This window comes from Rubrobacter sp. M3-4 (assembly GCF_059772285.1).
Genome location: NZ_JCBAJP010000013.1, coordinates 57,296 through 78,731 on the forward strand (window position 1 = coordinate 57,296; position 21,436 = coordinate 78,731).

Annotated in this window: 19 protein-coding genes and 1 pseudogene; 11 read left to right on the plus strand and 9 right to left on the minus strand. The window is 65.9% G+C overall.

Going from position 1 to position 21,436, the window contains the following annotated elements:
* Positions 1-17: 17 nt before the first annotated feature.
* The gene (gene ileS, locus AC6EKW_RS13225; protein WP_273888891.1) at positions 18-3,215 is read right to left on the minus strand and encodes an isoleucine--tRNA ligase; all 3,198 of its coding nucleotides are present in this window, start codon (positions 3,213-3,215) and stop codon (positions 18-20) included.
* 480 nt (positions 3,216-3,695) lie between these two features.
* On the opposite strand from ileS, the gene AC6EKW_RS13230 reads away from it, so the two are divergent.
* The 6 genes from AC6EKW_RS13230 (at position 3,696) to AC6EKW_RS13255 (ending at position 10,653) form a co-directional block, all read left to right on the plus strand.
* Entirely contained in the window at positions 3,696-5,318 is a 1,623-nt protein-coding gene (locus AC6EKW_RS13230) for a molybdopterin-dependent oxidoreductase (RefSeq protein WP_273888890.1), read from the plus strand.
* 254 nt (positions 5,319-5,572) lie between these two features.
* The gene (nfi, locus tag AC6EKW_RS13235; protein ID WP_273888889.1) at positions 5,573-6,286 is read left to right on the plus strand and encodes a deoxyribonuclease V; all 714 of its coding nucleotides are present in this window, start codon (positions 5,573-5,575) and stop codon (positions 6,284-6,286) included.
* Between the two features lie 107 nt (positions 6,287-6,393).
* Positions 6,394-8,106, plus strand: a complete 1,713-nt coding sequence (locus AC6EKW_RS13240; protein ID WP_273888888.1) for an ABC transporter substrate-binding protein — start codon at positions 6,394-6,396, stop codon at positions 8,104-8,106.
* A 34-nt stretch (positions 8,107-8,140) separates the two neighbouring features.
* The gene (locus AC6EKW_RS13245; RefSeq protein WP_337958774.1) at positions 8,141-9,142 is read left to right on the plus strand and encodes an ABC transporter permease; all 1,002 of its coding nucleotides are present in this window, start codon (positions 8,141-8,143) and stop codon (positions 9,140-9,142) included.
* 1 nt (position 9,143) lies between these two features.
* On the plus strand, positions 9,144-10,049 hold the full coding sequence (locus AC6EKW_RS13250) for an ABC transporter permease (RefSeq protein WP_273842173.1): 906 nt from the start codon (positions 9,144-9,146) through the stop codon (positions 10,047-10,049).
* Positions 10,050-10,098: 49 nt separating this feature from the next.
* Entirely contained in the window at positions 10,099-10,653 is a 555-nt protein-coding gene (locus tag AC6EKW_RS13255; RefSeq protein WP_498514622.1) for a hypothetical protein, read from the plus strand.
* Here the strand turns inward: AC6EKW_RS13255 and AC6EKW_RS13260 are convergent.
* The 7 genes from AC6EKW_RS13260 to AC6EKW_RS13290 all read right to left on the minus strand — a co-directional run bounded on the left by AC6EKW_RS13260 (position 10,637) and on the right by AC6EKW_RS13290 (position 18,003).
* Complete coding sequence (locus AC6EKW_RS13260; RefSeq protein WP_498514623.1) at positions 10,637-11,473, minus strand: class I SAM-dependent methyltransferase; 837 nt, start codon at positions 11,471-11,473, stop codon at positions 10,637-10,639. The genes AC6EKW_RS13255 and AC6EKW_RS13260 overlap by 17 nt on opposite strands.
* Positions 11,470-13,401, minus strand: a complete 1,932-nt coding sequence (locus AC6EKW_RS13265) for a S9 family peptidase (protein WP_498514624.1) — start codon at positions 13,399-13,401, stop codon at positions 11,470-11,472. The genes AC6EKW_RS13260 and AC6EKW_RS13265 overlap by 4 nt, the downstream gene beginning before the upstream one ends.
* A gap of 3 nt (positions 13,402-13,404) precedes the next feature.
* On the minus strand, positions 13,405-13,614 hold the full coding sequence (locus AC6EKW_RS13270) for a hypothetical protein (RefSeq protein WP_273888884.1): 210 nt from the start codon (positions 13,612-13,614) through the stop codon (positions 13,405-13,407).
* 65 nt (positions 13,615-13,679) lie between these two features.
* Positions 13,680-15,071 (minus strand): short-chain fatty acid transporter, encoded by a 1,392-nt coding sequence (locus tag AC6EKW_RS13275; protein ID WP_498514625.1) that lies wholly within the window; start codon positions 15,069-15,071, stop codon positions 13,680-13,682.
* 85 nt (positions 15,072-15,156) lie between these two features.
* Complete coding sequence (locus AC6EKW_RS13280; RefSeq protein WP_498514626.1) at positions 15,157-16,383, minus strand: acyl-CoA dehydrogenase; 1,227 nt, start codon at positions 16,381-16,383, stop codon at positions 15,157-15,159.
* A gap of 69 nt (positions 16,384-16,452) precedes the next feature.
* On the minus strand, positions 16,453-17,574 hold the full coding sequence (locus AC6EKW_RS13285; protein ID WP_273888882.1) for a S1C family serine protease: 1,122 nt from the start codon (positions 17,572-17,574) through the stop codon (positions 16,453-16,455).
* A gap of 132 nt (positions 17,575-17,706) precedes the next feature.
* Positions 17,707-18,003 (minus strand): hypothetical protein, encoded by a 297-nt coding sequence (locus AC6EKW_RS13290; RefSeq protein WP_273888881.1) that lies wholly within the window; start codon positions 18,001-18,003, stop codon positions 17,707-17,709.
* A gap of 203 nt (positions 18,004-18,206) precedes the next feature.
* Here AC6EKW_RS13290 and AC6EKW_RS13295 point away from each other — a divergent pair, with 203 nt between their 5' ends.
* Both AC6EKW_RS13295 and AC6EKW_RS13300 read left to right on the plus strand, forming a co-directional pair.
* A complete protein-coding gene (locus AC6EKW_RS13295) occupies positions 18,207-18,464 on the plus strand; it encodes a hypothetical protein (RefSeq protein ID WP_273888880.1) in 258 nt (85 codons plus the stop codon).
* Positions 18,465-18,493: 29 nt separating this feature from the next.
* The gene (locus AC6EKW_RS13300) at positions 18,494-18,847 is read left to right on the plus strand and encodes a hypothetical protein (protein WP_273888879.1); all 354 of its coding nucleotides are present in this window, start codon (positions 18,494-18,496) and stop codon (positions 18,845-18,847) included.
* 3 nt (positions 18,848-18,850) lie between these two features.
* Here AC6EKW_RS13300 and AC6EKW_RS13305 read toward each other — a convergent pair whose 3' ends face one another.
* Entirely contained in the window at positions 18,851-19,099 is a 249-nt protein-coding gene (locus AC6EKW_RS13305) for a GlsB/YeaQ/YmgE family stress response membrane protein (protein ID WP_273888945.1), read from the minus strand.
* Positions 19,100-19,246: 147 nt separating this feature from the next.
* On the opposite strand from AC6EKW_RS13305, the gene AC6EKW_RS13310 reads away from it, so the two are divergent.
* The 3 genes and pseudogenes from AC6EKW_RS13310 to AC6EKW_RS13320 form a co-directional block, all read left to right on the plus strand.
* The gene (locus AC6EKW_RS13310; RefSeq protein ID WP_273888878.1) at positions 19,247-19,936 is read left to right on the plus strand and encodes a response regulator transcription factor; all 690 of its coding nucleotides are present in this window, start codon (positions 19,247-19,249) and stop codon (positions 19,934-19,936) included.
* A complete protein-coding gene (locus tag AC6EKW_RS13315) occupies positions 19,933-21,180 on the plus strand; it encodes a sensor histidine kinase (RefSeq protein ID WP_273888877.1) in 1,248 nt (415 codons plus the stop codon). The genes AC6EKW_RS13310 and AC6EKW_RS13315 overlap by 4 nt, the downstream gene beginning before the upstream one ends.
* Positions 21,181-21,319: 139 nt before the next feature.
* Positions 21,320-21,436, plus strand: a pseudogene (locus AC6EKW_RS13320) (zinc metallopeptidase); the annotation flags it as partial.

A 21,436-nucleotide genomic window follows, 5' to 3' on the forward strand; every position in this document is an offset into this window, starting at 1 on the left:
CTGTACCATGGTACACATCATACCCGTTTTGCGGGGTCGGTATCCGCTCTCTTTTCCGCGAGCGGACGCAGTTCCACCCGGACCTCCTCACCCTCGACCCCGATGGTCTCGCCCGCCCCTTCCTCCGCCGTCAGGAGGGTCAGCTCCCGGGCGAGCACCTCGGACTCGAAGTATTCCCGCCAGCGTCCCCCGAGCAGACCGAGCACCCGCGGGCTCCCGGAGAGGGTGACCGAGATCTGCTCTTCTATCTCGAATCCCTTCTCCCGCCTCAGGTTCTGGACCTTGTGCACGAGCTCGCGTACCAGCCCTTCGTCCTCGAGCTCTCCGTCGATCCGGGTGGAGACGGCGACCGAGAGACCTCTCTCCCTTGCCAGCGAGTAGCCCTCACGCTCCTTCGGCTCGACGAGCAGCTCCTCGGGGGAGAGCGTGATCTCTTGTCCTCCGGCCCGCACGCTCACTTCCTCACCGGCAGCCGCCCGCTCCCGCACCTCCGGCGGAGCCTCGTCCAGCGCCCGCCTTATCTCCGGGACGAGCCGGCCGTACTTCGGCCCCACCACCGAGAGGTTCGGGCGCAGCTCGTAGGAGACGATCTCTTCGGCCCGTCCGATGCGCAGCTCCTTCACGTTGAGCTCGTCGAGCACGATGTCTCCCAGGCTCTCGAGCGCCCGGCGCACCGGTTCTTCTTCGCCCCTTCCCGGCGCGACCACGACCTCGCGCAGCGGCTGGCGGGTCTTGATCGCGGCGGCGTTGCGCGCCGCCCGGCCGAGCGTGACGACCCGGCGCGCGGCGGCCATCCTCTCGGAGAGCCCCCGGTCTACGAGGGCCTCGTCCGCCTCCGGCCAGTCGGCGAGGTGCACGCTCTCCGGTGCCTCGTCGTCTACCCCGGCGACCAGGTTGCGGTAGATGGCCTCGGCCACGAACGGGGTGAACGGTGCGGTGAGCTTCGCCACGGTCACGAGGCACTCGTAGAGGGTGGAGTGCGCGGCCTTCTTGTCCGTGTCGTCCTCCCCCTTCCAGAAGCGCCGCCGGCTGCGCCTGACGTACCAGTTCGAGAGCTCCTCGACGAAGTCCTGGATCGCCCGCCCGGCCGAGGTCGCGTCGTAGTCGTCGAGCCTCCCGGTGACCCGCTCGACGGTGAGCTGCAGCTCGGAGAGCACCCAGCGGTCGAGCAGGCTCCTCTCGGAAGGTTCGACGCGGTCTCTTATCGGATCGAAGCCGTCGATGCGGGCGTAGGTGACGAAGAACGAGTAAGTGTTCCACAGCGTCAGCAGGTACTTCCTGACGGCCTCGTCCACCTGCTCCTCGGAGAAGCGCCGGGTGTTGCCGGGGGCGGAGGCGGTGTAGAGCGCCCACCTCAGGGCGTCGGCGCCCTGCTTCTCGAAGATCTCCCAGGGGTCTATCACGTTGCCGAGCGACTTGCTCATCTTGCGCCCCTGGGCGTCCAGGATTATCCCGAGCACCAGGCACGTCCTGTACGAGCTCCTCCCGAAGAGCATCGTCGAGATGGCGAGCAGCGAGTAGAACCAGCCCCGCGTCTGATCTACGGCCTCGCAGATGTAGTCCGCAGGGAAGAGCCGCCCGAACTCCTCCCGGCCGCTCTTCGGGTATCCCCACTGCGCGAAGGGCATCGAGCCCGAGTCGAACCATACGTCGAGTACCTCGGGAACCCGGCGGGAGACCCCGCCGCACTGCGGGCACGTGATCTCCACCCGGTCTATGTACGGGCGGTGCAGGTCTTCCGGAACCTCGCTCTTCGCCAGGGCGCGCAGCTCTTCCGTGCTCCCCACCACCGTCACGTGTCCTCGCCCGCAGCGCCAGATCGGGAGCGGCGTCCCCCAGTAGCGCTCGCGGGAGAGCGCCCAGTCGACGTTGTTCTTGAGCCAGTCCCCGAAGCGGCCCCACTTTATGTGCTCGGGGACCCAGTTGATCTTCTCGTTCTCCGACAGGAGCTCGTCGAGCACGGCCGTAGTCTTCGCGTACCACGCCTTCTTGGCGTAGTAGAGGAGCGGCGAGCCGCACCTCCAGCAGTGCGGGTAGGCGTGCTCGTAGCGTCCGGAGCGGAAGAGCAGCCCCTTCTTCCGGAGCTCTTCGATGAGCCCCTCGTCGGCGTCCTTGACGAACTGCCCGGCAAAAGGCCCGACCCTCTCGTCGAAAGTCCCGTCCGGCCTTACCGGGTGGATCGTCGGCAGCCCGTAGCGCTGCCCGGTGCGCGCGTCGTCCTCCCCGTACGCCGGGGCGGTGTGCACCAGCCCGGTTCCCTCGGTGGTGGTGACGTAATCCGCGAGTACGACGGTCCAGAGGTTCTCGCTCTCCTCGACCTCGACGTAGTCGAACGGCCTGGTGTAGCGCAGCCCCTCGAGCTTGCGGCCTTTCCTCGACTCGAGGACGGTGTAGGTGCCCTCGCCGAGCACCTCGTCGGCCAGCTCCTTCGCCAGGATGAGGCGCTCGCCCTCGCGCTCGGCCGTTATGTACTCAACGTCGGGGTGGGCGGCTACGGCGGCGTTCGAGACCAACGTCCAGGGGGTGGTGGTCCAGACGAGGAGGCTCGTCCCCTCCTCGTCGGCGAGCGGCAGCCGGACGTAGACGCTCGGGTCCTCGACCGGATCCGGGTACTGCTGGTAGCCGAGCGCGACCTCGTGCGAGGAGAGCGAGACCTGATCCCGTGGGCAGTGCGGGGTGACCTTGTAACCTTCGTAGAGGAGACCCTTCTCGTGCAGCGTCTTCAGCGCCCACCACACGCTCTCGATGTACGAGCCGTCGAGCGTCTTGTAGGCGTTCTCCATGTCCACCCAGAAGCCCATCCGCGAGCTCATCTTCTGCCAGTCGTCGACGTAGCGGAAGACCGACTCGCGGCACAGACGGTTGAATTCCTCGACGCCGTACTCCTCTATCTGCGCTTTGCCCGAGATGCCGAGTTCCCTCTCGACCTGTATCTCCACCGGCAGGCCGTGGCAGTCCCACCCCCCCTTCCTCTCGACCCTGTAACCCCGCATCGTCTTGTATCTGGGGATGAGATCCTTGAACGACCGGGCCAGCGTGTGGTGGAAGCCAGGCCTGCCGTTGGCCGTCGGTGGCCCCTCGTAGAAGACGAAGTTCCTGTCCTCGGGTCTCCTCTCGACGGACTTCTGGAACGTGCCGTCCTCTTCCCAGAACGCCAGGATCTCCCTCTCCAGCTCCGGGAATCTCACCTTCGGGTCTACCTTCTCGAAAGCCATGGCACTCCTCTTCTCCTCTCGAAGACGAGAGGCTCCCGCCCCGGCCGGAGCCTCCTCCACTCCGCCGCAGGGACGGGAGCCACACCAGAAGCGTGCCCTCGCGGTACCACCCTGCTTGCCGGACGCCTCGCGGCACCCGACCTCTCTGCGGGTGCTTCCCACACCCTCCCGCTGTAACGGGCGGACCCGTCCGGTCCTACTAACGCCTGGGACCACGCCCTTCGCTTTGGGGCCGGCGGCTCAGGGAGGATCTTCGGAACGCCTCCCGCGCCGGGCTCACACCGTCCCCGGCTCGCTCCTGCGGGACGCGGCGTACCTACTCGTTCCCGTCTTCGCCTTTCGAAAGGGCTTTGTATCCCGCCCGAAAGCGGATGTCAAGTGAGGCGCCGGCAGGTGATCCAACCCCACCGTTTTCTTCGTTGGTACTGGTGGAGGCTTCGTGCGGTATCCTTGACCATGGTGTCGGCTTCGGGGGTTGAGGTGCCTTTAGCCAGCGGATCCAAAACCGCACTCGCCGGTGTCTCGGGTGGTGTGCTGGCCCTCGGCGTGACCGAGCTGGCGCACGGGCTCTCCCCGGCGGTGCCCTCGTTCGTCGGCTCGGTGGCCCAGCAGGTGGCCCGCCTCACCCCCGGCGGGGTGGTCACGAGGGCGATAGAGACGCTCGGCACCGCCGATGTGGCGTTCCTGATCGGGGCGACGGTGCTCCTCACGCTCGCCGTCTGCGCCCTGCTGGCACGCTTGAGCCGGAGCAACCCCCCGGGATCACTCGCCGGTGTGCTGCTCCTCGGGGTTGTGGGCGTGCTCTCGGCTTCTTCCGAACCGGGCTCTTCTTTTCTCGCGGTCGCCCTGACCGCCGCGGTGGCGCTCGCCGCCGGCTCCGCCGCGGCCCTCCTCATCCTGCGCAGTCCCCGTCGGGAACCCGGCGTGCGAACCGACGCCCGGGAGCTTACCGTCGGACGCCGCCGGCAGACGGGGGAGAAGGGGGTCTCGGTCGGACGGCGAAGTTTCCTCGCGGCGAGCGGGCTCGTCGTCGTGGCCGGGCTCGCGCTGGCCGGCGCGGGACGCCTGCTCGGGGGCACATCCTCCCAGCAGGCTCCCCGTCCCCGCAGGCTGAAGCTCCCCGCAGGAAACTCGAAGAAGGGTGCCGGAAGCGTCCTCCACAAGACGCTCCCGCCGCCCCCGAAGGCCGCCTCGATAGAGGTGAAGGGGATGCCGAAGCTCATCACCCCACCCCGGGACTTCTACCTGATAGACACGGAGCTCTCCTCACCCCGACTCGACGCCGATACCTGGAGGCTCAGCGTGAAGGGCGCGGTGGACAATCCCTTCGAGATCTCCTACAAAGAGCTGCTCGAGATGCCCACGATCGAGGCGGACATCACCCTCTGCTGCGTCTCGAACCCTCTCGGCGGCGGGCTCGTCTCGAACGGCCGCTGGACCGGCGTCCTCCTCTCCGACATCCTCAAGGAAGCCGGCGTGAGCCGGGATAAGATCACCCGCACCTCCGAACAACTCGTCGGTCGCAGCGTGGACGGCTTCACGACCGGCTTCAGGACCGCCCTGGCCCTCGACGGCCGTAGGGCGCTCGTCGCGTTCGGCCTCGACGGAGACCAGCTCCCCATAAAACACGGCTACCCGGTTCGCCTCGTCGTCCCCGGCCTCTACGGATACGTCTCCGCCACCAAGTGGCTCACCGAGATAGAACTCACAGGCTGGAGCTACGACGCCTACTGGGTCAGGCGTACCTGGTCCAAGCAGGGCCCCATCAAAACCCAGTCCCGGATAGACACCGTGAAAGACGGCCAGACCCTCGAAGCAGGAACGGTTCCCATAGGCGGCGTCGCCTGGGCCCCACACCGCGGTATCTCGAAGGTCGAGGTCTCGACCGACGGCGGCAGAAGCTGGCATGCGGCGAAACTCGCCCGCTCCCTGAGCCCCGACTCCTGGCGCCAGTACGTCTACTACTGGAACGCCACCCCAGGCTCCCACACCCTCCAGGTGCGCGCCACCGACGGAACCGGGAAAACCCAGGTCGCCAGAGAGACCCCACCACACCCCTCCGGCGCAACCGGATACCACACCCTCCACGTCTCGGTCGCTTGAGAGAAGCACAGCCCGTCTACCAGAATTAACCTGACCTTGATGTAGAGGTATATACTAAGAAAGATTGTTTTAGTTAATATAGCTCCAATTAGGAATGATAATCATAAAAAATTTTGGTTACGTAACTAAACTGTAACGTCTGCGAAAGCCAAACGCAACAAAGAAGCTGTATATTGACCAGTGACCGGACTCCGGCCGCAGGATTTTCTTTCCCCCCTCCAGATCCTGTGGCCGGATCGGTTTTTGTAGGGGTGATGGGGTATCCTCTTTTCGGGATGAAGGTCCGGGAGCTCTACGATTTCGATCTCTCGCCGTCTGAGGCGCGACGCCTGCAGGAGGAGCTCGCGCCGCGGGTGGTGTGTGGGCCGCCGTTGGACGTCGGGTCGGTGCGGTATGTCGCTGGTGCGGACGTTTCCACGCAGGATGGGATGGCCTACGCCACGGTCGCCGTCCTGAGCTTCCCTGAGCTCGAAGTGGTGGAGGTCGAAGGGGAGGCCCGGCCGCTCGAGTTTCCGTACATCCCGGGGCTTCTGGCCTTCAGGGAGATCCCGTCGGTCGCGGCGGCGCTGCGCAAGGTAGAGACGTCGGTCGACGCGGTCATCTTCGACGCGCAGGGCATCGCGCACCCGCGCAGGCTCGGGCTCGCCTCCAACCTCGGGCTCTACCTCGACGTGCCGAGCGTGGGATGTGCCAAGAGCCGCCTCGTCGGGACATACGAGGAACCCGGGATGCGCAAGGGAGAGAGCTCCGAGCTCGTGGATCGGGGAGAGGTGGTGGGGAGGGTGGTCAGGACCCGCGACGGCGTCTCGCCCGTCTTCGTCTCGGTCGGGGACAAGATAGATCTCGAGAGCGCGGTGGAGCTCGTTCTCGCCTGCTGCACCCGCTACCGGCTGCCAGAGCCCACCCGCCAGGCCCACAACGCCGCGAACCGGCTCCGACGTGAGGGGGGCACCGGCTCGCTCTTTTAGAACGAGCAACCTCCCCTGGCGGGATTTCTCCTCTGATGATAACCTGCGCCCATTGGTTAGGGAGCATCTCGTTCGTGTACCTGCGTGATCTCGGGAGGGGATCTCAGATGAGGGGAAGAGCAGAAGGGCGACGCACCGTAAGCCGCCGGGATTTCCTGAAGGTCGGAGGCACTGGTCTGACCGGTGCTGCGCTGCTCGGCGCGGCGGGATGCGGCGGGGGAAAGAAGATCCAGGGCGGAGCCGGAGGACAGCAGGCCAGCGGGAGCGCCTCGGGCAAGAACGTGCTCGTCTACGGCCGCGGCGCGGACTCCGTCTCCCTCGACCCGATAAACGCCACCGACGGAGAATCCTTCCGGGTCACCACACAGGTCTTCGACAGCCTGCTCGCCTTCGCGCCCGGTACCACCGACGTCGTGCCCTGGCTCGCGGTCGAGGTTCCGAAACCCGAAAACGGCGGGCGCGTCTACACTTTCAAGCTGAGGAAGGGCGTGAAGTTCCACGACGGAACCGACTTCAACGCCGACGCCGTCGTCTTCAACTTCGACCGCTGGAGGGACACCAAGAACCCCTACCACAAGGGCGGCGGCGGGCAGAGCTCTAACTTCGCCTACTACAGCTCGCAGTTCGGCGGCTTCGATAAGAAGTCGATCATCGAGAAAGTAGAGGCGGTGGATCCCTACACCGTTCGCTTCACGCTGCGCGAGCCGCAGGGGCCGTTCCTCAGGAACATAGCCATGCACCAGTTCGCCATCGCCTCGCCCGCGGCGATAAAGAAAGACGTCGAGAACTTCTGGCAGCACCCGGTGGGGACCGGGCCCTTCAAATTCGTCTCCTGGAACCGGGGTTCCGAGGTGGACCTCGAGAAGAACCCCGACTGGTGGGGCAAAGACTACCCGGTCTCGAAGGGCGGGGGAGGCCCGAAGGTCGCCAAGCTCGCCATACGCTCCATCCCGGACAACACCTCGCGGGTGGCTGCTCTCACCGGCGGTCAGCTCTCGATCGCCGATGGGCTCAACCCCGACGACGTCCCGACCCTCAAGAAGAACAGCGGCCTGAAGGTCATACTCCGTCCGCCGCTCGACATAGGGTACCTGGCGATGAACCTGCAGAAGAAGCCCTTCGACAAGAGAGAAGTTCGCCAGGCGGTCAACATGGCGATAAACATGCCGAAGATCGTCGAGGCTTTCTTCGGGAGCACCGGACAGCAGGCCTCGACCTACATCCCGCCCACCGTGCCCTACTTCGACAAGAGCATCAAGCCCTATCCCTATTCCCCCGCGAGGGCGAAGAAGCTCCTCGCCAGGGCCGGGCTTTCGGGAGGGTTCAAGACCGAGCTGTGGTACATGCCGATCCCCCGACCCTACATGCCCGACGGCAAGGGCATAGCGCAGGCGATGCAGTCCGACCTCAAGAAGGTCGGGATAAACGCCAAGCTCGTCACCTACGAGTGGGGCACCTACCTGCAGAAGACGAGCAGCGGCCAGCACGACATGTGTCTGCTCGGCTGGACGGGCGACAACGGCGATCCCGACAACTTCCTCAACGTCCTTCTCTCCAGCTCGAGCGCCACCCCGAAGGACGCGCTCAACGTCGCCTACTACAAAAACCCCAAAGTTGACAGGCTGCTCAAGACCGGCCAGCAGAGCATAGACCCGGGCGTGCGCCGGCGCGTCTACTACGAAGCCCAGCGGATACTGCACCAGGACGCCCCCTGGGCGCCCATCGCCTACGCCAAACCGCCCATAGGTTCCCAGAAGGCCGTGAGCGGCTACAAGCCGAGCCCGACCGGCAGCGAGGCGCTAAACACGGTCTCGCTCTGAGGTGTACAGGTAGAGGATCTCTCGGAGGTAGAGGCTGACCGTCTACATAATCCGCAGGCTACTTCAGATCGTCCCGGTGCTGCTCGGGGTATCTGCCGCGGTCTTCTTCATGGTCCGGGCGATACCGGGGGATCCGGCGCAGATCCTGCTGGGGCAGAACGCCACGCACGCCCAGGTGGTACGTCTCAGGCACGAGATGGGGCTCGACCAGCCCCTCGTCGTCCAGTACGTGGACTTCCTGAAGAACGCCGCCCGGGGAAACCTGGGGAATTCGATCGTCACCGGACGTCCGGTGACGGTGGAGCTCGCGGCGAGGTTCCCGGCGACGCTCGAGCTCACGCTGTTCGCGATGGTGATCGCGGTGGCGATAGGCGTGCCGGTAGGCGTCATCGCTGCGGTGAGGCAGTACTCGCTCCTGGACAAGATCACGTCTGTGTTCGCGCTCACCGGGATCAGCATGCCCATCTTCTGGCTCGCGATGATCCTGATAGTCATCTTCGGGGTCAAGCTGGACGTGCTGCCGTTCCCGGGGCGGCTCTCGGCGGGGGAGTCGATCCCGCAGGTCACGGGGCTCGTGCTCGTGGACTCGCTGCTGGCGGGCGACTTCGGGGCTTTCCGGGACGGTTTTTTGCACCTCCTGATGCCCGCGGCGGCGCTCGCGACGATACCCCTCGGCACGATAATGCGGATGACCCGCTCGAGCATGCTCGAGGTTCTGGGCGAGGACTACGTGCGCACCGCGCGGGCCAAGGGGCTGATGCCCTGGCGGGTAGTCTTCAAGCACGCCCTCAAGAACGCCATGCTCCCCACGATCACCGTCATCGGGCTTCAGGTGGGACTTTTGATGGGAGGAGCGATCATAACCGAGACCATATTCTCCTGGCCGGGGGTCGGGCAGATAGCCTACGAGTCGGTCTACCGCAGGGACTACGCGATGATACAGGGTGTCGTCCTCTACGGGGCGACGCTCTTCGTGCTGGTGAACCTGGTCGTGGACGTCCTCTATGCGATCCTCGACCCGAGGGTGAGGTACTAGGATGACCGCGGAGGCCCAGCGCGACGTCGCCCTCTCGCCGGCCGGGGTCGAGACCCGCAGCCGGGCGAAGGATTTCCGGAGGGTCTTCTTCAGCAACCGGCTCGCGCTGTTCGGGACGGTGGTGATGACCATCTTCGTGCTGGCGGCGATCTTCGCGCCGCTGGTCGCGCCCTACGACCCGCTCGCGCAGGATCTCACGGCCAAGTTCGCACCCCCGAGCCTCGCCCACCCTCTGGGGAGGGACGAGCTCGGGCGGGACATCCTCTCGCGCATCATCTACGGGGCTCGCGTCTCGCTCACGGCCGGGCTCGCGGCGGTTGCCTTCTCCACCGTGGTCGGTACCACCATCGGCCTCGTGGCCGGATACGCCGGACGCTGGGCCGATTCCGTCCTGATGCGCCTGATGGACGTCCTGCTCGCCTTCCCGAGCATCCTGCTCGCGATAGTCGTCGTCTCCATCCTCGGACAAGGTCTCACCAACGCGATGCTCGCGGTCGGGATCGTCTACGTGCCGCAGATAGCGCGGGTGGTGCGCTCGGCGGTCATAAGCGTCCGGGGGCGCGACTACGTCGAGGCGGAAAGAGCCCTCGGCGCCTCGCACCTGCACATAATCCGGGCGGCCATCCTGCCGAACAGCATGGCGCCCCTGATCGTGCAGGCGACGCTCACGCTCGCGACCGCCATCCTGGACATCGCCGCGCTCTCCTTCCTCGGGCTCGGGGCTCAGCCTCCCACCCCGGAGTGGGGGGCGATGCTCACCTCGGCGTTCCAGTCCGGGTACGGGGTCTTCGTCGAGGGGCAGCACGCCATACTCTTCCCCGGCATCGCCATAGCACTCGCCGTGCTCTCGGTGAACTTCATCGGCGACGGCCTGCGGGACGCCCTCGACCCGCGCCACCGGCGTTAGAACAGCGGGTCAGGAATAGTTTTCCGGTTTTGTGGGAACCATGGGGGCCATGATCATCGTACACGTGGTAACCGAGGGAGTCGGGAAATCCCTGGCCATCCTGCAGAGCGGAGGAAACGGTTTCTCTCTGTCGGCGGCCTGGATCGCGGTCGGGATACTGGTCGTCGTGCTCGTCGTGCTGTTCGCGGCCGGTTTCCTGCGTTCGAGGGGCCGGGAGGGGAGCGGTGTGGAGGGCGCCGAACCGCAGCGCCCCGAACAGGCCGACCCGCACGCGGGTTCTTATCCGATAGAGGTCTACAAGAGCGTCGGGGCCCTGCAGGAGAAGGCGGAGCTCAAGATCCTTATTTACACCCCGGAGGAGTACGAGGACCAGCTCGGCGGCGACGGGAAGCTGCGGGACAGGGGGTTCATCGGGGCCGTAAGGGCCTACCGGCAGGTGGAAGGGGAGGGGTGGCTGGAGCTGCCGCCCGGCCGGGCCGCGGAGCTTCTGGAGCTGCGCACTGGCGAGTACGAGGAGGACGCCGGGCGTTCGGCCCTGCTCGTCAGACGGCTCCCGCCGGGGCTCCCGGCTTCGGTGCAGGACAGGTTCAGGTCGGGCGACTAGCGGGAGCTGTCGCGGGTTTGCCCGCCCTGAGCGAGTACATGAGCGGCAGCGAAGGCATTCCCTCCGGCAGCCGGTAGACGCCTGGCTCCGTCTCTACCAGAAACGGCCAGCGCCTGAAGAGAGTGTGGTCGTGCTCGTTGAGCATCTCCAGCCTCAGGCCGGCCTCTATGATGGCGGTGATCACCTCACCAAGCGGATGGTTCCACTCGTGGGTGCGGTCGTGGGAGGTCTCGGCATCCGGGTTCGCGTAGGTGCCCGGCTCGTCGGAGACGACGCCCTCCTTTCGGAAATAGTCGTATCTTACGGTCAGGTCTTCGTCGGCGAAGATCCAGGTTACGGGGTGGAACTCGGCGAGGTAGAGGAAGCCACCGGGGCGGAGCAGACCGGCGATCGCCTCCGCCCAGCGGCCGAGGTCCGGCAGCCAGTCTAGCGCTCCTGTGCCGGTGTAGACGACGTCGAAGCTCCTTCCGGGGAGAGCCTCCGCCGCCTCGTAGACGTTCGCGCAGACGAACTCGGCTTCGAGCCCGGTGTCGGCGGCCAGGCTGCGCGCGGCCTCGACCGCCGGGGGAGAGAAGTCCAGCCCCACCACGCGCGCCCCGCGCCTGGCCCAGCTCAAGGTGTCGAGGCCGAAGTGGCACTGCAAATGGAGCAGGTCCTTCCCCGCGACCTCGCCGACCTCTTCGATCTCGAACGGTGGCAGGGGGTCACGCCCGGCCCTGAAGCCGACGACGTCGTAGAAGCCGCTTCGAAGGTGTATCGGCACCCTCTCGTCCCAGAAGGCCCGGTTTTCTTCCAGCCACCTTTCGTGTGATCCGCTCACGGCAGGTTTTCGATGCGCACGGGCTCGACCGGATCGGCGAGGTCGAAGCCGAAGACGCGCGAGTAGAAGTAGAGCTCGCCCTCGAGCGCGCGCTTTACGTTTTCGGCCCGGCGGAAACCGTGCTGTTCGCCCTCGAAGGGGACGTAGGCGACCGGGAGTCCCCTCTCCTTCAGCGCCTCGACCATCCTCTCTGCCTGGTTGGGAGGCACGACCTCGTCCTCGAGGCCCTGGAAGAAGATCACCGGGCACGAGAGCCGCTCCGTGAAGTGTATCGGGGAGCGTTCGCGGTATAGATCGGCCCTCTGTGGGTATGGGCCGATCAGGTGCTCCAGGTAACGCGACTCGAACTTGTGCGTCTCTCTGGCGAGTGCTTCAGCGTCGCTCACCCCGTAGTAGCTCGCCCCGGCGCCGAACGTATCCCGGAAGGTGAGCGCGCAGAGAGTCGTGTACCCGCCCGCGCTCCCGCCCGTGATGATGAGGCGTTCCGCGTCGGCCAGGCCGCGCTCCGCCAGGTGTCGGGCTCCGTTCACGCAGTCGTCGACGTCCACGACCCCCCACCTGCCGTAGAGCCTGCGGCGGTACTCGCGCTCGTAGCCCGTGCTCCCGCCGTAATTGACGTCGAGCACCGCGATGCCGCGGCTGGTCCAGTACTGTATCTGCGGGCGCAGCGTCGGGGTGGTCATCGAGGTGGGGCCCCCGTGGCTCTTCACGACGAGCGGCGGCAGCTCCCCCTCGGGGGCGGCGTAGTTCTCGTTTTTCGGCGGGTAGAAGAAGGCGTGCGCCGTGAGGTCCCCTCCGGTCGGGAACTCCACCGGCTCCGGAACGGAGATGTACGTGGGATCCAACCCGAGTTCGCTCGAGCAGCGCAGAACCTCGTGCACCCCGGTCGCGGGGTCGAGCCGTACGACCGAGAGCGGCTCCGTCGGCGAACCGCCGATGAAGATCACCCCGGGATCCCCGGAGCGCACGTGGGAGATCGCCTGATAGGGCGTTTTTATCTCTTCCAGGTCGCCGGAGCCGACGTGTAGCCGGGCCAGGTGCGAGATGCCGCGTTCTATGTAGCTGCAGACGATCGTCGTGGGGGAGAGGAAGGCGTAGGTGGACGTGCCGAAGACCCACTGCGGCACCCCGAACTCGGCCTCCATCTCGCACAGGGGTTCGACTTCACCTTCCGTCAGCCGGTAGAGGTTCCACCAGCCCGTACGATCCGAGACGAAGCAGAGCTCCCCCTCCGGAGACCACTCCGGCTGGAAGATGGACTCTTCCTCCCCGCCCGCGACCCTCACCGGGTCCTTCGGCGAGCCTTTTTCGTTCAGCTCCGCCACCCACAGCTCCGTGCCGTCCCAGGGCATGTTCGGGTGGTTCCAGGTGAGCCAGGCCAGCCGGGTTCCGTCCGGGCTCAGGCGGGGCGAGGAGTAGAAGTCGTTGCCGGAGGCGAGCACCCTCTCGGAGCCGCCTTCGAGGTCTATGGCGACCAGACGGTTCTCCGGTTCCCTGCCCGCCTCCTCGTGGTCCTCGCAAACGGTGATGAGGAGGCCGCGGCGCGCATCCACGACCGTGTCCGCGTAGCGCCGGGTGGAATCCGGGGTGATGGGCTCCGGTTCTCCGCCGGGGGATTGGCGGTAGAGGCGCTGGTCCGAGAAGTTGGAGAAGTAGACCACCCCGTCGTGGACTGCGAAGTCGCCGCCGCCGTACTCGTGCACCCGCGTACGCGCGTTGAAGGGTTGGGGGGTGACCTCTTCCACCCGGCCCTCCGGCGTGCGGCGCACCACCACGTTGCGGCCGCCCTCCTCCGGGCGTGACTCCAGCCAGTAGATGTCCCGGCCGTCGAGCGCCGTCTGGCCCAGCCCGACGCTGCCCCTCGCGACCATCTCCGAGGAGACGGGGGATTCCCAGGAACCGTAGGGGGTGGTTCTGCGCGCACCCATCCGCTAATCCTCGCGCACGTAGCGGGCCGTGACCTCCTGGCGGTTGCCGCACTGCGGGCAGGTGAACGGACGGACCTTCCTGGAGCCGTAGGCCGGGACTATCGTCGTCTTGTTGTAGTCGAAGACGTAGCCGCACTCCTCGCACTTCTGCCGGAAGGTGACGACCGTGCCCCGCGTGTTGACCACCTTCGCTCCCGTCATCTCTATGGCCATCTATTCACACCTCCGAAGTGACGTTCTCAGGCGGGATTTTACGACCCGGAGCGTCCCCCGGAGGTTCAGAGGAACAACGGGGCTATCAGGGTGAAGGCTCCGTAGACTGTGAAGCTCAACGCGAGGCTCAGGACCCCGTAGCCCATGATATCCCGGATCCCGAGACCCACTATCCCCAGAATCGGGAGTGCCCAGAACGGCTGGACCATGTTCGCCGTGCCCTCACCCCAAGCCACGGCCATGGCGGTGAGTCCTTGGTCTACGCCGAGATGTTGCGCAGCGGGGACCATGACCGGACCTTGTACCACCCAGTGACCACCACCGGAGGGGATGAAGAGACTTATGAGGTTGGCAGAGACGAACGTCCAGAAGGCGAAGGTATGGGTGTTGGAGAAAGCCAGAAACCACCCGGCGATCGTGCCCGCCAGGGTCGTCCCGGCGACCTTCAGGACCATGAGACCTTGGATGCCGCCGTAGAGCGGGTACTGCAGCGCGATCGGACCCACCACCCCCGCGCTCCCGGTGAAGGTGCGCACATAACGGATGGGTGTCCAGTGCAGGATCAACCCGAGCGCCAGAAAAAGCGCGATGACCGCGTTGAAGTCGAAGGAGAACTGGCCGGATGAGATCTGCAACCCGAAGTACGCGAAGATCGCCGCAGCTATGAGCAAGTTCAGCGGCCAGAACCTCTCCAGCTTGCTCGCCGGGGTGTCCCGTTCCTCGACCTCTGTACCCTCATCCTCCCGTGCCAGGAGGCCGCGGTTCACCTTGCGCATGTGCTCAGGACGCTTGGGCATCATCCACCAGTAGAGCGGGATCAGCAGGACGATGATCAGGATGACGGGAACTATGTTCCACCAGGTGAGGATAGTCTCCCCGAAGCCCAGCACCTTACCCGTGACCTGCTGGGTGATGTTCGCCGAGCTTCCGGGGGTGGATACGGCGAGTGCGATGGAGGAAGAGAGCCCGCTCGCCCACACGATGAACCCTGCGTACCCGGCGGAGACCAGAATCGCGTAGTCGATATCTTCGATGCGCTTGCCGATCGAACGCGCCAAGATCGCGGCGACCACCAGACCGAAGCCCCAGTTGATCAGGCTGGCGATGGAAGATATCACGATCGTCAGCGCGAGCGCCTGCGCCTGGTTTCTCGGCTTGGAAGCGAGCCAGTCGAGGAAACGGGAGACGAGGGGAGACTGGGCCACCGTGTAACCGGTGAGCAGAATGAGCGCCATCTGTAGCGCAAACTCGAGGATACCCCACAGCCCTTCGTACCAGGCGCTGATGAGAGCTCCAACATCCGGCGTGACGAAGATGGCCGCGAGCAATGCCGTGACCAGCGTCAGGACCACCGCGAACAGGTAGGCGTCCGGCAGATACCTCTCTGCGAGCCCGACGAAGAACCCGGTGATACGATTGCCCCCAAAGCTACGGGGCGCACTCAGGCGCTCCTGCATGACCCTTCCCCCTACCTTTCAGGTTTCCCTTTCCCCTATATAATTCTCAAATACTAACTGCGGGGGCGACCGATGTAAAGTCTCTCTAGCGTCCTCCGGCCGAAGGCTTCCTCTCCTTCCTGAGTTCGAGCCGGGCTATCTGCGCGCGGTGGACCTCGTCGGGGCCGTCGGCGAGGCGCAGGGTGCGGGAGGAGGCCCACATGTACGCGAGGGGGAAATCGTCGGAGACGCCGGCACCGCCGTGCGCCTGTATCGCCCGGTCGAGGACGCGCAGGGCAACGTTGGGGGCGACGACCTTTATCTGGGCGATCTCGCTGCGAGCCTCCTTGTTGCCTACCCGATCCATCATGTAGGCCGCCTTGAGGGTGAGGAGGCGCGCCTGCTCTATCTCTATGCGGGAGTCTGCGATCCACTGCTGGATGACGCCCTGCTCGGAGAGGGGTTTGCCGAAGGCCACGCGGTTCTTGACCCGCTCGCACATGAGCTCTAGCGCCCGCTCGGCGACCCCGATGAGGCGCATGCAGTGGTGTATGCGTCCGGGACCGAGCCGACCCTGGGCGATCGCGAACCCCTTGCCCTCGCCCCAGATCATGTTCGAGGCCGGCACCCGAACGTCCTCGAAGGTGATCTCGGCGTGGCCGTGCGGGGCGTCGTCGTAGCCGAAGACGGGGAGCGTCCGCTCTATCTTTACCCCCGGGGTGTCGAGCGGGACCAGGATCATGGACTGTTGCTCGTGCCGGGGGGCCTCCGGATCGGTCTTGCCCATTACGATGGCTATCCTGCACCTCGGGTCCCCGGCCCCCGAGGACCACCACTTCCGGCCGTTTATGACGTACTCGTCGCCGTCGCGCACGATGCTGGCCCGCACGTTGGTCGCGTCCGAGGAAGCCACGTCCGGCTCGGTCATGCAGAAGCAGGATCGGATCTCGCTCGCGAGCAGCGGCTCGAGCCAGCGCTTCTTCTGCTCCTCGCTGCCGTAGCGTACCAGCACCTCCATGTTGCCGGTGTCCGGGGCGTTGCAGTTGAAGGCCTCGGGGGCGATGGGGCTGCGGCCCATGATCTCGCACAGGGGGGCGTACTCCAGGTTGGTGAGCCCGGCCCCGTACTCCGAATCGGGGAGGAACAGGTTCCAGAGCCCCTCGGCGCGGGCCTTCTCCTTGAGCTCCTCCATCACCGGCGGGATGCTCCACCGGCTCTCCGCCGCATCGAGCTGCTCGCGGAACACCCGCTCCGCCGGGTAGACGTGCTCGTCCATGAACGCCTCCAGACGTGCCCGGAGGTCTCTGACCTTCTGCGAGTATTCGAAGTCCACTCTCCCGCCTCTCCTCTTCGCTCCCTGTACGTTCGCGCAGAGGTTATTCTAGCGGAGTGTGCTCCCTCTCTAGCTGCTGCTCCCGGAGGGCCGCTGTCCGAGCTGCACGCTGATGGTCTGTTTGCTCCCGCCGCGCACGACCGTCACCTTGACGGTCTCCCCCGGTTTGTAATTGCGCAGGGCGGCGACGAGATCCCCGGTGTCCGCGATCTCGTGAGATCCGACCTGGGTTATCACGTCCATGCGTTTGAACCCGGCGCTCTGGGCCGGGCTGTTCTTCGCCACCTTGACGATGATCGCTCCGTGGTCGACCGAGATCCCGAACCGCTTCGCTATCGAGGGGGTCAGATCCACCGTGTAGACCCCGAGGTAGGGGTGGACGACCCTGCCGTTGTCGATGATCTGGTTCGCCACGGAGGTCGCCACGCGGGCGGGGATCGCGAAGCCTATGTTCTCGGCGCCTGTCTGGCCCGGCGGCAGGTAGGCCTCGTTTATCCCTATCACCTCGCCTTTGATGTTGGCCAGCGCCCCGCCGGAGTTGCCGGGGGAGATGGCGGCGTCCGTCTGGATCAGACCGGTCAGGGACGGAACCTGGACACCTCCGGTGTAGCGGGACGGGATCGAGCGGTTGGTGCCGCTCACGACCCCGAAGGTTACCGTGGACTGGAACCCGGAGGGGCTGCCTATGGCGACCGCCCACTCACCGACCTTGAGGTTCTTGTCGTTGGAGAACGTGGCCGCGGGGAGGTTGTTGCGGTTCACCTTGAGGACGGCGATGTCGTCGTAGGTGTCACGTCCGACGACCTGAGCCTTGGCGATGGAGCCGTCCGCGAAGGCGACGTTGACCGACTGTGCACCCTGCACGACGTGGGCGGCGGTGATGATGTAGCCGTCGCTGCGGTAGATCACGCCGCTGCCGATGCCCTGCGCGCTCTGCGGCCCGAAGGGGGTCTGCTGGATCTCGCGTACGTTCACCTGCACCACGCTCGGGCTGAGCTGGGCGTAGACCCGGGCCACCGGCTGGTTCTTCGGGATGCCGGAGGATGCCTGCTGCGCCGTCTGGGTGGTGTCGTTTTTCGTGGTCCCCGCGCTGCTGCCGTTGCTCGCGGTGTTGCCGTTGCCGCAGCCCGCGAGCAACAGCCCGGCGAACAGAATGCCCAGTAGCGGCAGAATGACTTTCCGGAACCTCACATCGGCACCTCCCGGTATAGATACGCAGGTTCATTTGTGGAGGACTCGACATCCAGTTCCGTTATACCCCAAAGGGCTGGCGGGTGCGCCGCGAAACGGTTCTCCGATCCCGGGAGGAGGTGTTGCCGACCGCTATCTGGCCAATGGATCTGCGGGATACAAACCCGGAACGAGCCCCTGGCTGGCGGCGAGGCCGAAGAACATGGCCGCCGCCGAGAGCGCGACGGCTGCGATCCCGGATCTCTCGGCGCCGAACAGGTATCCGGATGCGCCCAGCACGATGCCCGCGAGACCGGCCGACACCGTGGCTTCCATGAGCCGGGCGTCGAGCCCGCCGAGCGCAGCCGCTGCGGCCGCGAGGACCGCTCCGCCGGCGAACAGGCGCCCGACGAACCGTCCCAAAGGCGGCTTCTTCTGCTGTGTGTCCATCTTTCTCCCGTCTTTTCGGTGCCGAAAACGTATCCGTTATTCTCCGGCACGTTCCTTTGAAGAGCCTTTGAGAGCGATGAGAGTTTTCCTACGAACCTTTTACGGACCGCTCCGTGTGGGAAATCTCATGTTCCTCACAGGATGGCCACACCTCCGGGCGCGAGAATCAACCTGAGAAAGAACCCCAAGATGGAGGAGTGAACGTGTCAGGAGAACGGAGGTCTCTGTGGAGGCGTATCTTCGGCGGCCGGGACTACGCCGCCGCGCGGCGGGACAAGGTGATCGTCTACATCGTCCGCCGGTTGGACGACGGCGTACCGCTGGAGGAGATCGTCGAGGAGGAGTACGTGCGCAGGATGGCCACCAGGGGCGAGGTGGAGCGTATCCTCGCCAGTCCCGAGCTGATCGAGAGCGTGAGAGAGCGCATGCACCGGGAGCTGGGCACGGAACCCGCGGGGTGAACGCCGGGACGTCACCGGGGTCTCTCTGGTTGGCCGTGCGCCGCGCCAGGACCAGCATCAGCCCGCTGACCGTGGAGCTCCCGGGTGGCGTGAGGGCGCTCGCGGTCTTCGGCTCCCCGGAGGAGGCCCGGGCTTTTCTCGAACGTGAGCCCGGGACCTGGCGCCTCAGGGAGACGACCTCCGCGGAGATCGTCTCCTTCCTCTTCGACCCCCGCGCCGGCGTGCGGCGGGTGGTCCTGGATCCGCTTCCGGACGCGGCGGCAGGTTGCCTGAACTCTCTGCTCGGCATCGGTCGAGAGAGCTTCGCCCGGCGTTACCTTCGCATGGAAGCAACGCCCCACACGGCGTTCGAGCGAGCGGCTCCCCCGCTCCCGCCGGTGTAGCGCCTATGCGGCCCGGCGGGAGAGCAAATCGTAGGCGAACAACAACGCGGCCGCGCCGAATACGGCCGCAGGAACGGAGAAGAGGCTGAACTCCGTGGGGCCGGTCTCGCCGATGAGCCCGGCAGCGAATCCCCCCAGGGACGCACCCGACATCCCAAGCACCATGGTGATCGCGGCAGCACCGAGACCCCGATCGGGAACCAGGCGCCAGGCCATGAGCCCCGCCGTGAGCCCCACCAATATCCATGACATCAGCCCCAATTACGTCCTCCTCCGAGATCTCCGGCCGTTTCAGTGCAGTCTGCCCGCCGGTGATGTGAGGGGCCTTTGCCGAAGATGAGGGTTCCCACAGAAAGACTTGCACGACACCCATGATAAGATAAACGTAATATAGCGATCATGCTGCGTGTACTCATAGTGGAAGACGAAGAACGCCTGGCGCGTTTGATCTCGCGCGTGCTGAGCGAGGAGGGTTATGCGACCGAGACGGTCTCGGATGGAAGGTCCGCTCTCGCCCGCGCGCTGGCGGAGCCTTTCGACCTTTTGATCGTCGACTGGATGCTGCCCGAGCTCGACGGGATCGAGGTCGTGCGCAGGCTGCGCGCCGCCCGGATGAACGTGCCCGTTCTGATGCTCACCGCCCGTACCCAGATCGAAGACCGCGTCGAAGGCCTCGATGCTGGAGCGGACGATTATCTTCCGAAGCCGTTCGCCTTCCCGGAGTTGCTGGCCAGGATGAGAGCCCTCTCGAGGTGGCCGCGCGAGACGAAGCGTACGGATACGGTGCTCTCGGCGGGAGACGTCACCCTCGATCCGGTGCGCCACGCTGTCTGGCGTGATGGGGAACGCATAGAGTTGAGCGCCAGGGAATTCGCGCTGCTGGCCACCCTCGTGCGACGTCCGGGGCAGGTGTTCACCCGCTCGGTGCTGTTGGACACCGTCTGGGGGTCCTCTCCGGAGGTGTACACCAACGTCGTGGATCTCTACGTCTCCTATCTGCGGAAGAAGCTGGATCGTGAGGGGGAGAGGTCCCGCATACGCACCGTGCGTGGCGCCGGCTACACGTTCGATCCGCACCCTGCCGGTTGAACCTGAACCGCATCAAACTCCGCCTGACGCTCGGCTACGTCGCCGTCTTCGCTCTCATAGTCTTCTTCTTGATGGCGATCGCCGTGGTCGGATTCTCCCGGGAGCTCGTCATCCAGCAGGACGCCTTGCTCACCCAGGAGGCCCGCCATCAGGCGGCGAACCTCCTCGGCCGGGGACACCGCAAGACGCTGGCCGAGGGCTCCGACCAGTATGGTTGGGCGGCGCTCAGGACGGGAGGACGCGTCTTCGCCCGCGACCGGTCCGCCGCGGGCCTGGGCCTCCCCGCCCGCCCTCTCGCGGAGAAGACGCTGGAGAATGGTCGGGTGGTCTCGGCGACCGTCGACGCTCCACGCGGTCAGGCGAGGGTCGTGAGTCTGCCCATGCGCAGTTCCGGCAGGATCGTGGGGGTGGTTCAGTATGCTCGCTCGCTCGACGAGATGCACCGGACGGTCAGGGAACTGGTCCTGGTGCTCCTCCCGCTGGGGATCGGTGCGCTCGGGCTCGCCGCCCTCGGGGGAACCTACATGGCCGGGCGTGCCGTGCGCCCCGTACGCGAAGCGTTCGAGCGGCAGCGCACCTTCATAGCCGACGCGAGCCACGAGCTCAGAACGCCCCTCACCCTGATCCGGGCCGACACCGAAGTGCTGTATCGTGGACTCGAGGATTCGGGAGACAGGGAGCTCGCCGCCGACGTGCTCGCCGAGACCGACCGGATGGACGAGATGATCTCCGATCTGCTGCTCGTCGCCCGGTTGGACGCCGGGAAGCTTCCGGTCGAACGCGGGAGCTTCGAGCTCGCGCCGGTGATCCGCGATGCGGTGGAACGCTTCGATCGGCGCGCCGGCTCCGGGGGTGTACGGCTCGAAGTGGACGCTCCGGAAGACCTCGTCGCCGGAGGAGATCCCACTCGTACGGGGCAGATTCTGGCCGCCCTGCTCGACAACGCCCTCGTCTACACCCCGCGGGGGGGCACGGTGACCGTGGGTGCGCGCCGGAGGGGCGGGTTCGTGGAGATCACGGTCAGGGATACCGGTCCCGGCATCCCCAACGAGCATCTTCCGCACGTCTTCGACCGGTTCTACCGGGTGGACAAGGCCAGAAGCCGCGCCAGAGGGGGAGCAGGGCTCGGGCTCTCCATAGCCCGCGACCTCGCCCGCGCCCAGGGAGGAGATCTGGAGGCCACGAACGCGCCGGAAGGCGGCGCCTTGCTCCGGCTGACGCTGCCTGCGGCCGACGTTTCCTAGCGTCGGGCAGTTTCTGTGAGAACTCTCATTTTCTTCACAGCTTCCGCATAACCTTATGGGTGAGACTCCTTAAAGACGGGGACCCGGCATCGGAGCCGGTCCATGCAGAGTACCGGAGGAGGGTATGTTCGGTTACATAATGGTGCTGGTTCTGGGCGCCCTGATCTCCGGGGCGGCGGCGCTGTGGGTGAGAAGCTCCTACGCGCGTTACTCACAGAAGAGAAGTACGAGCGGCCTGACCGGGGCGCAGGTGGCA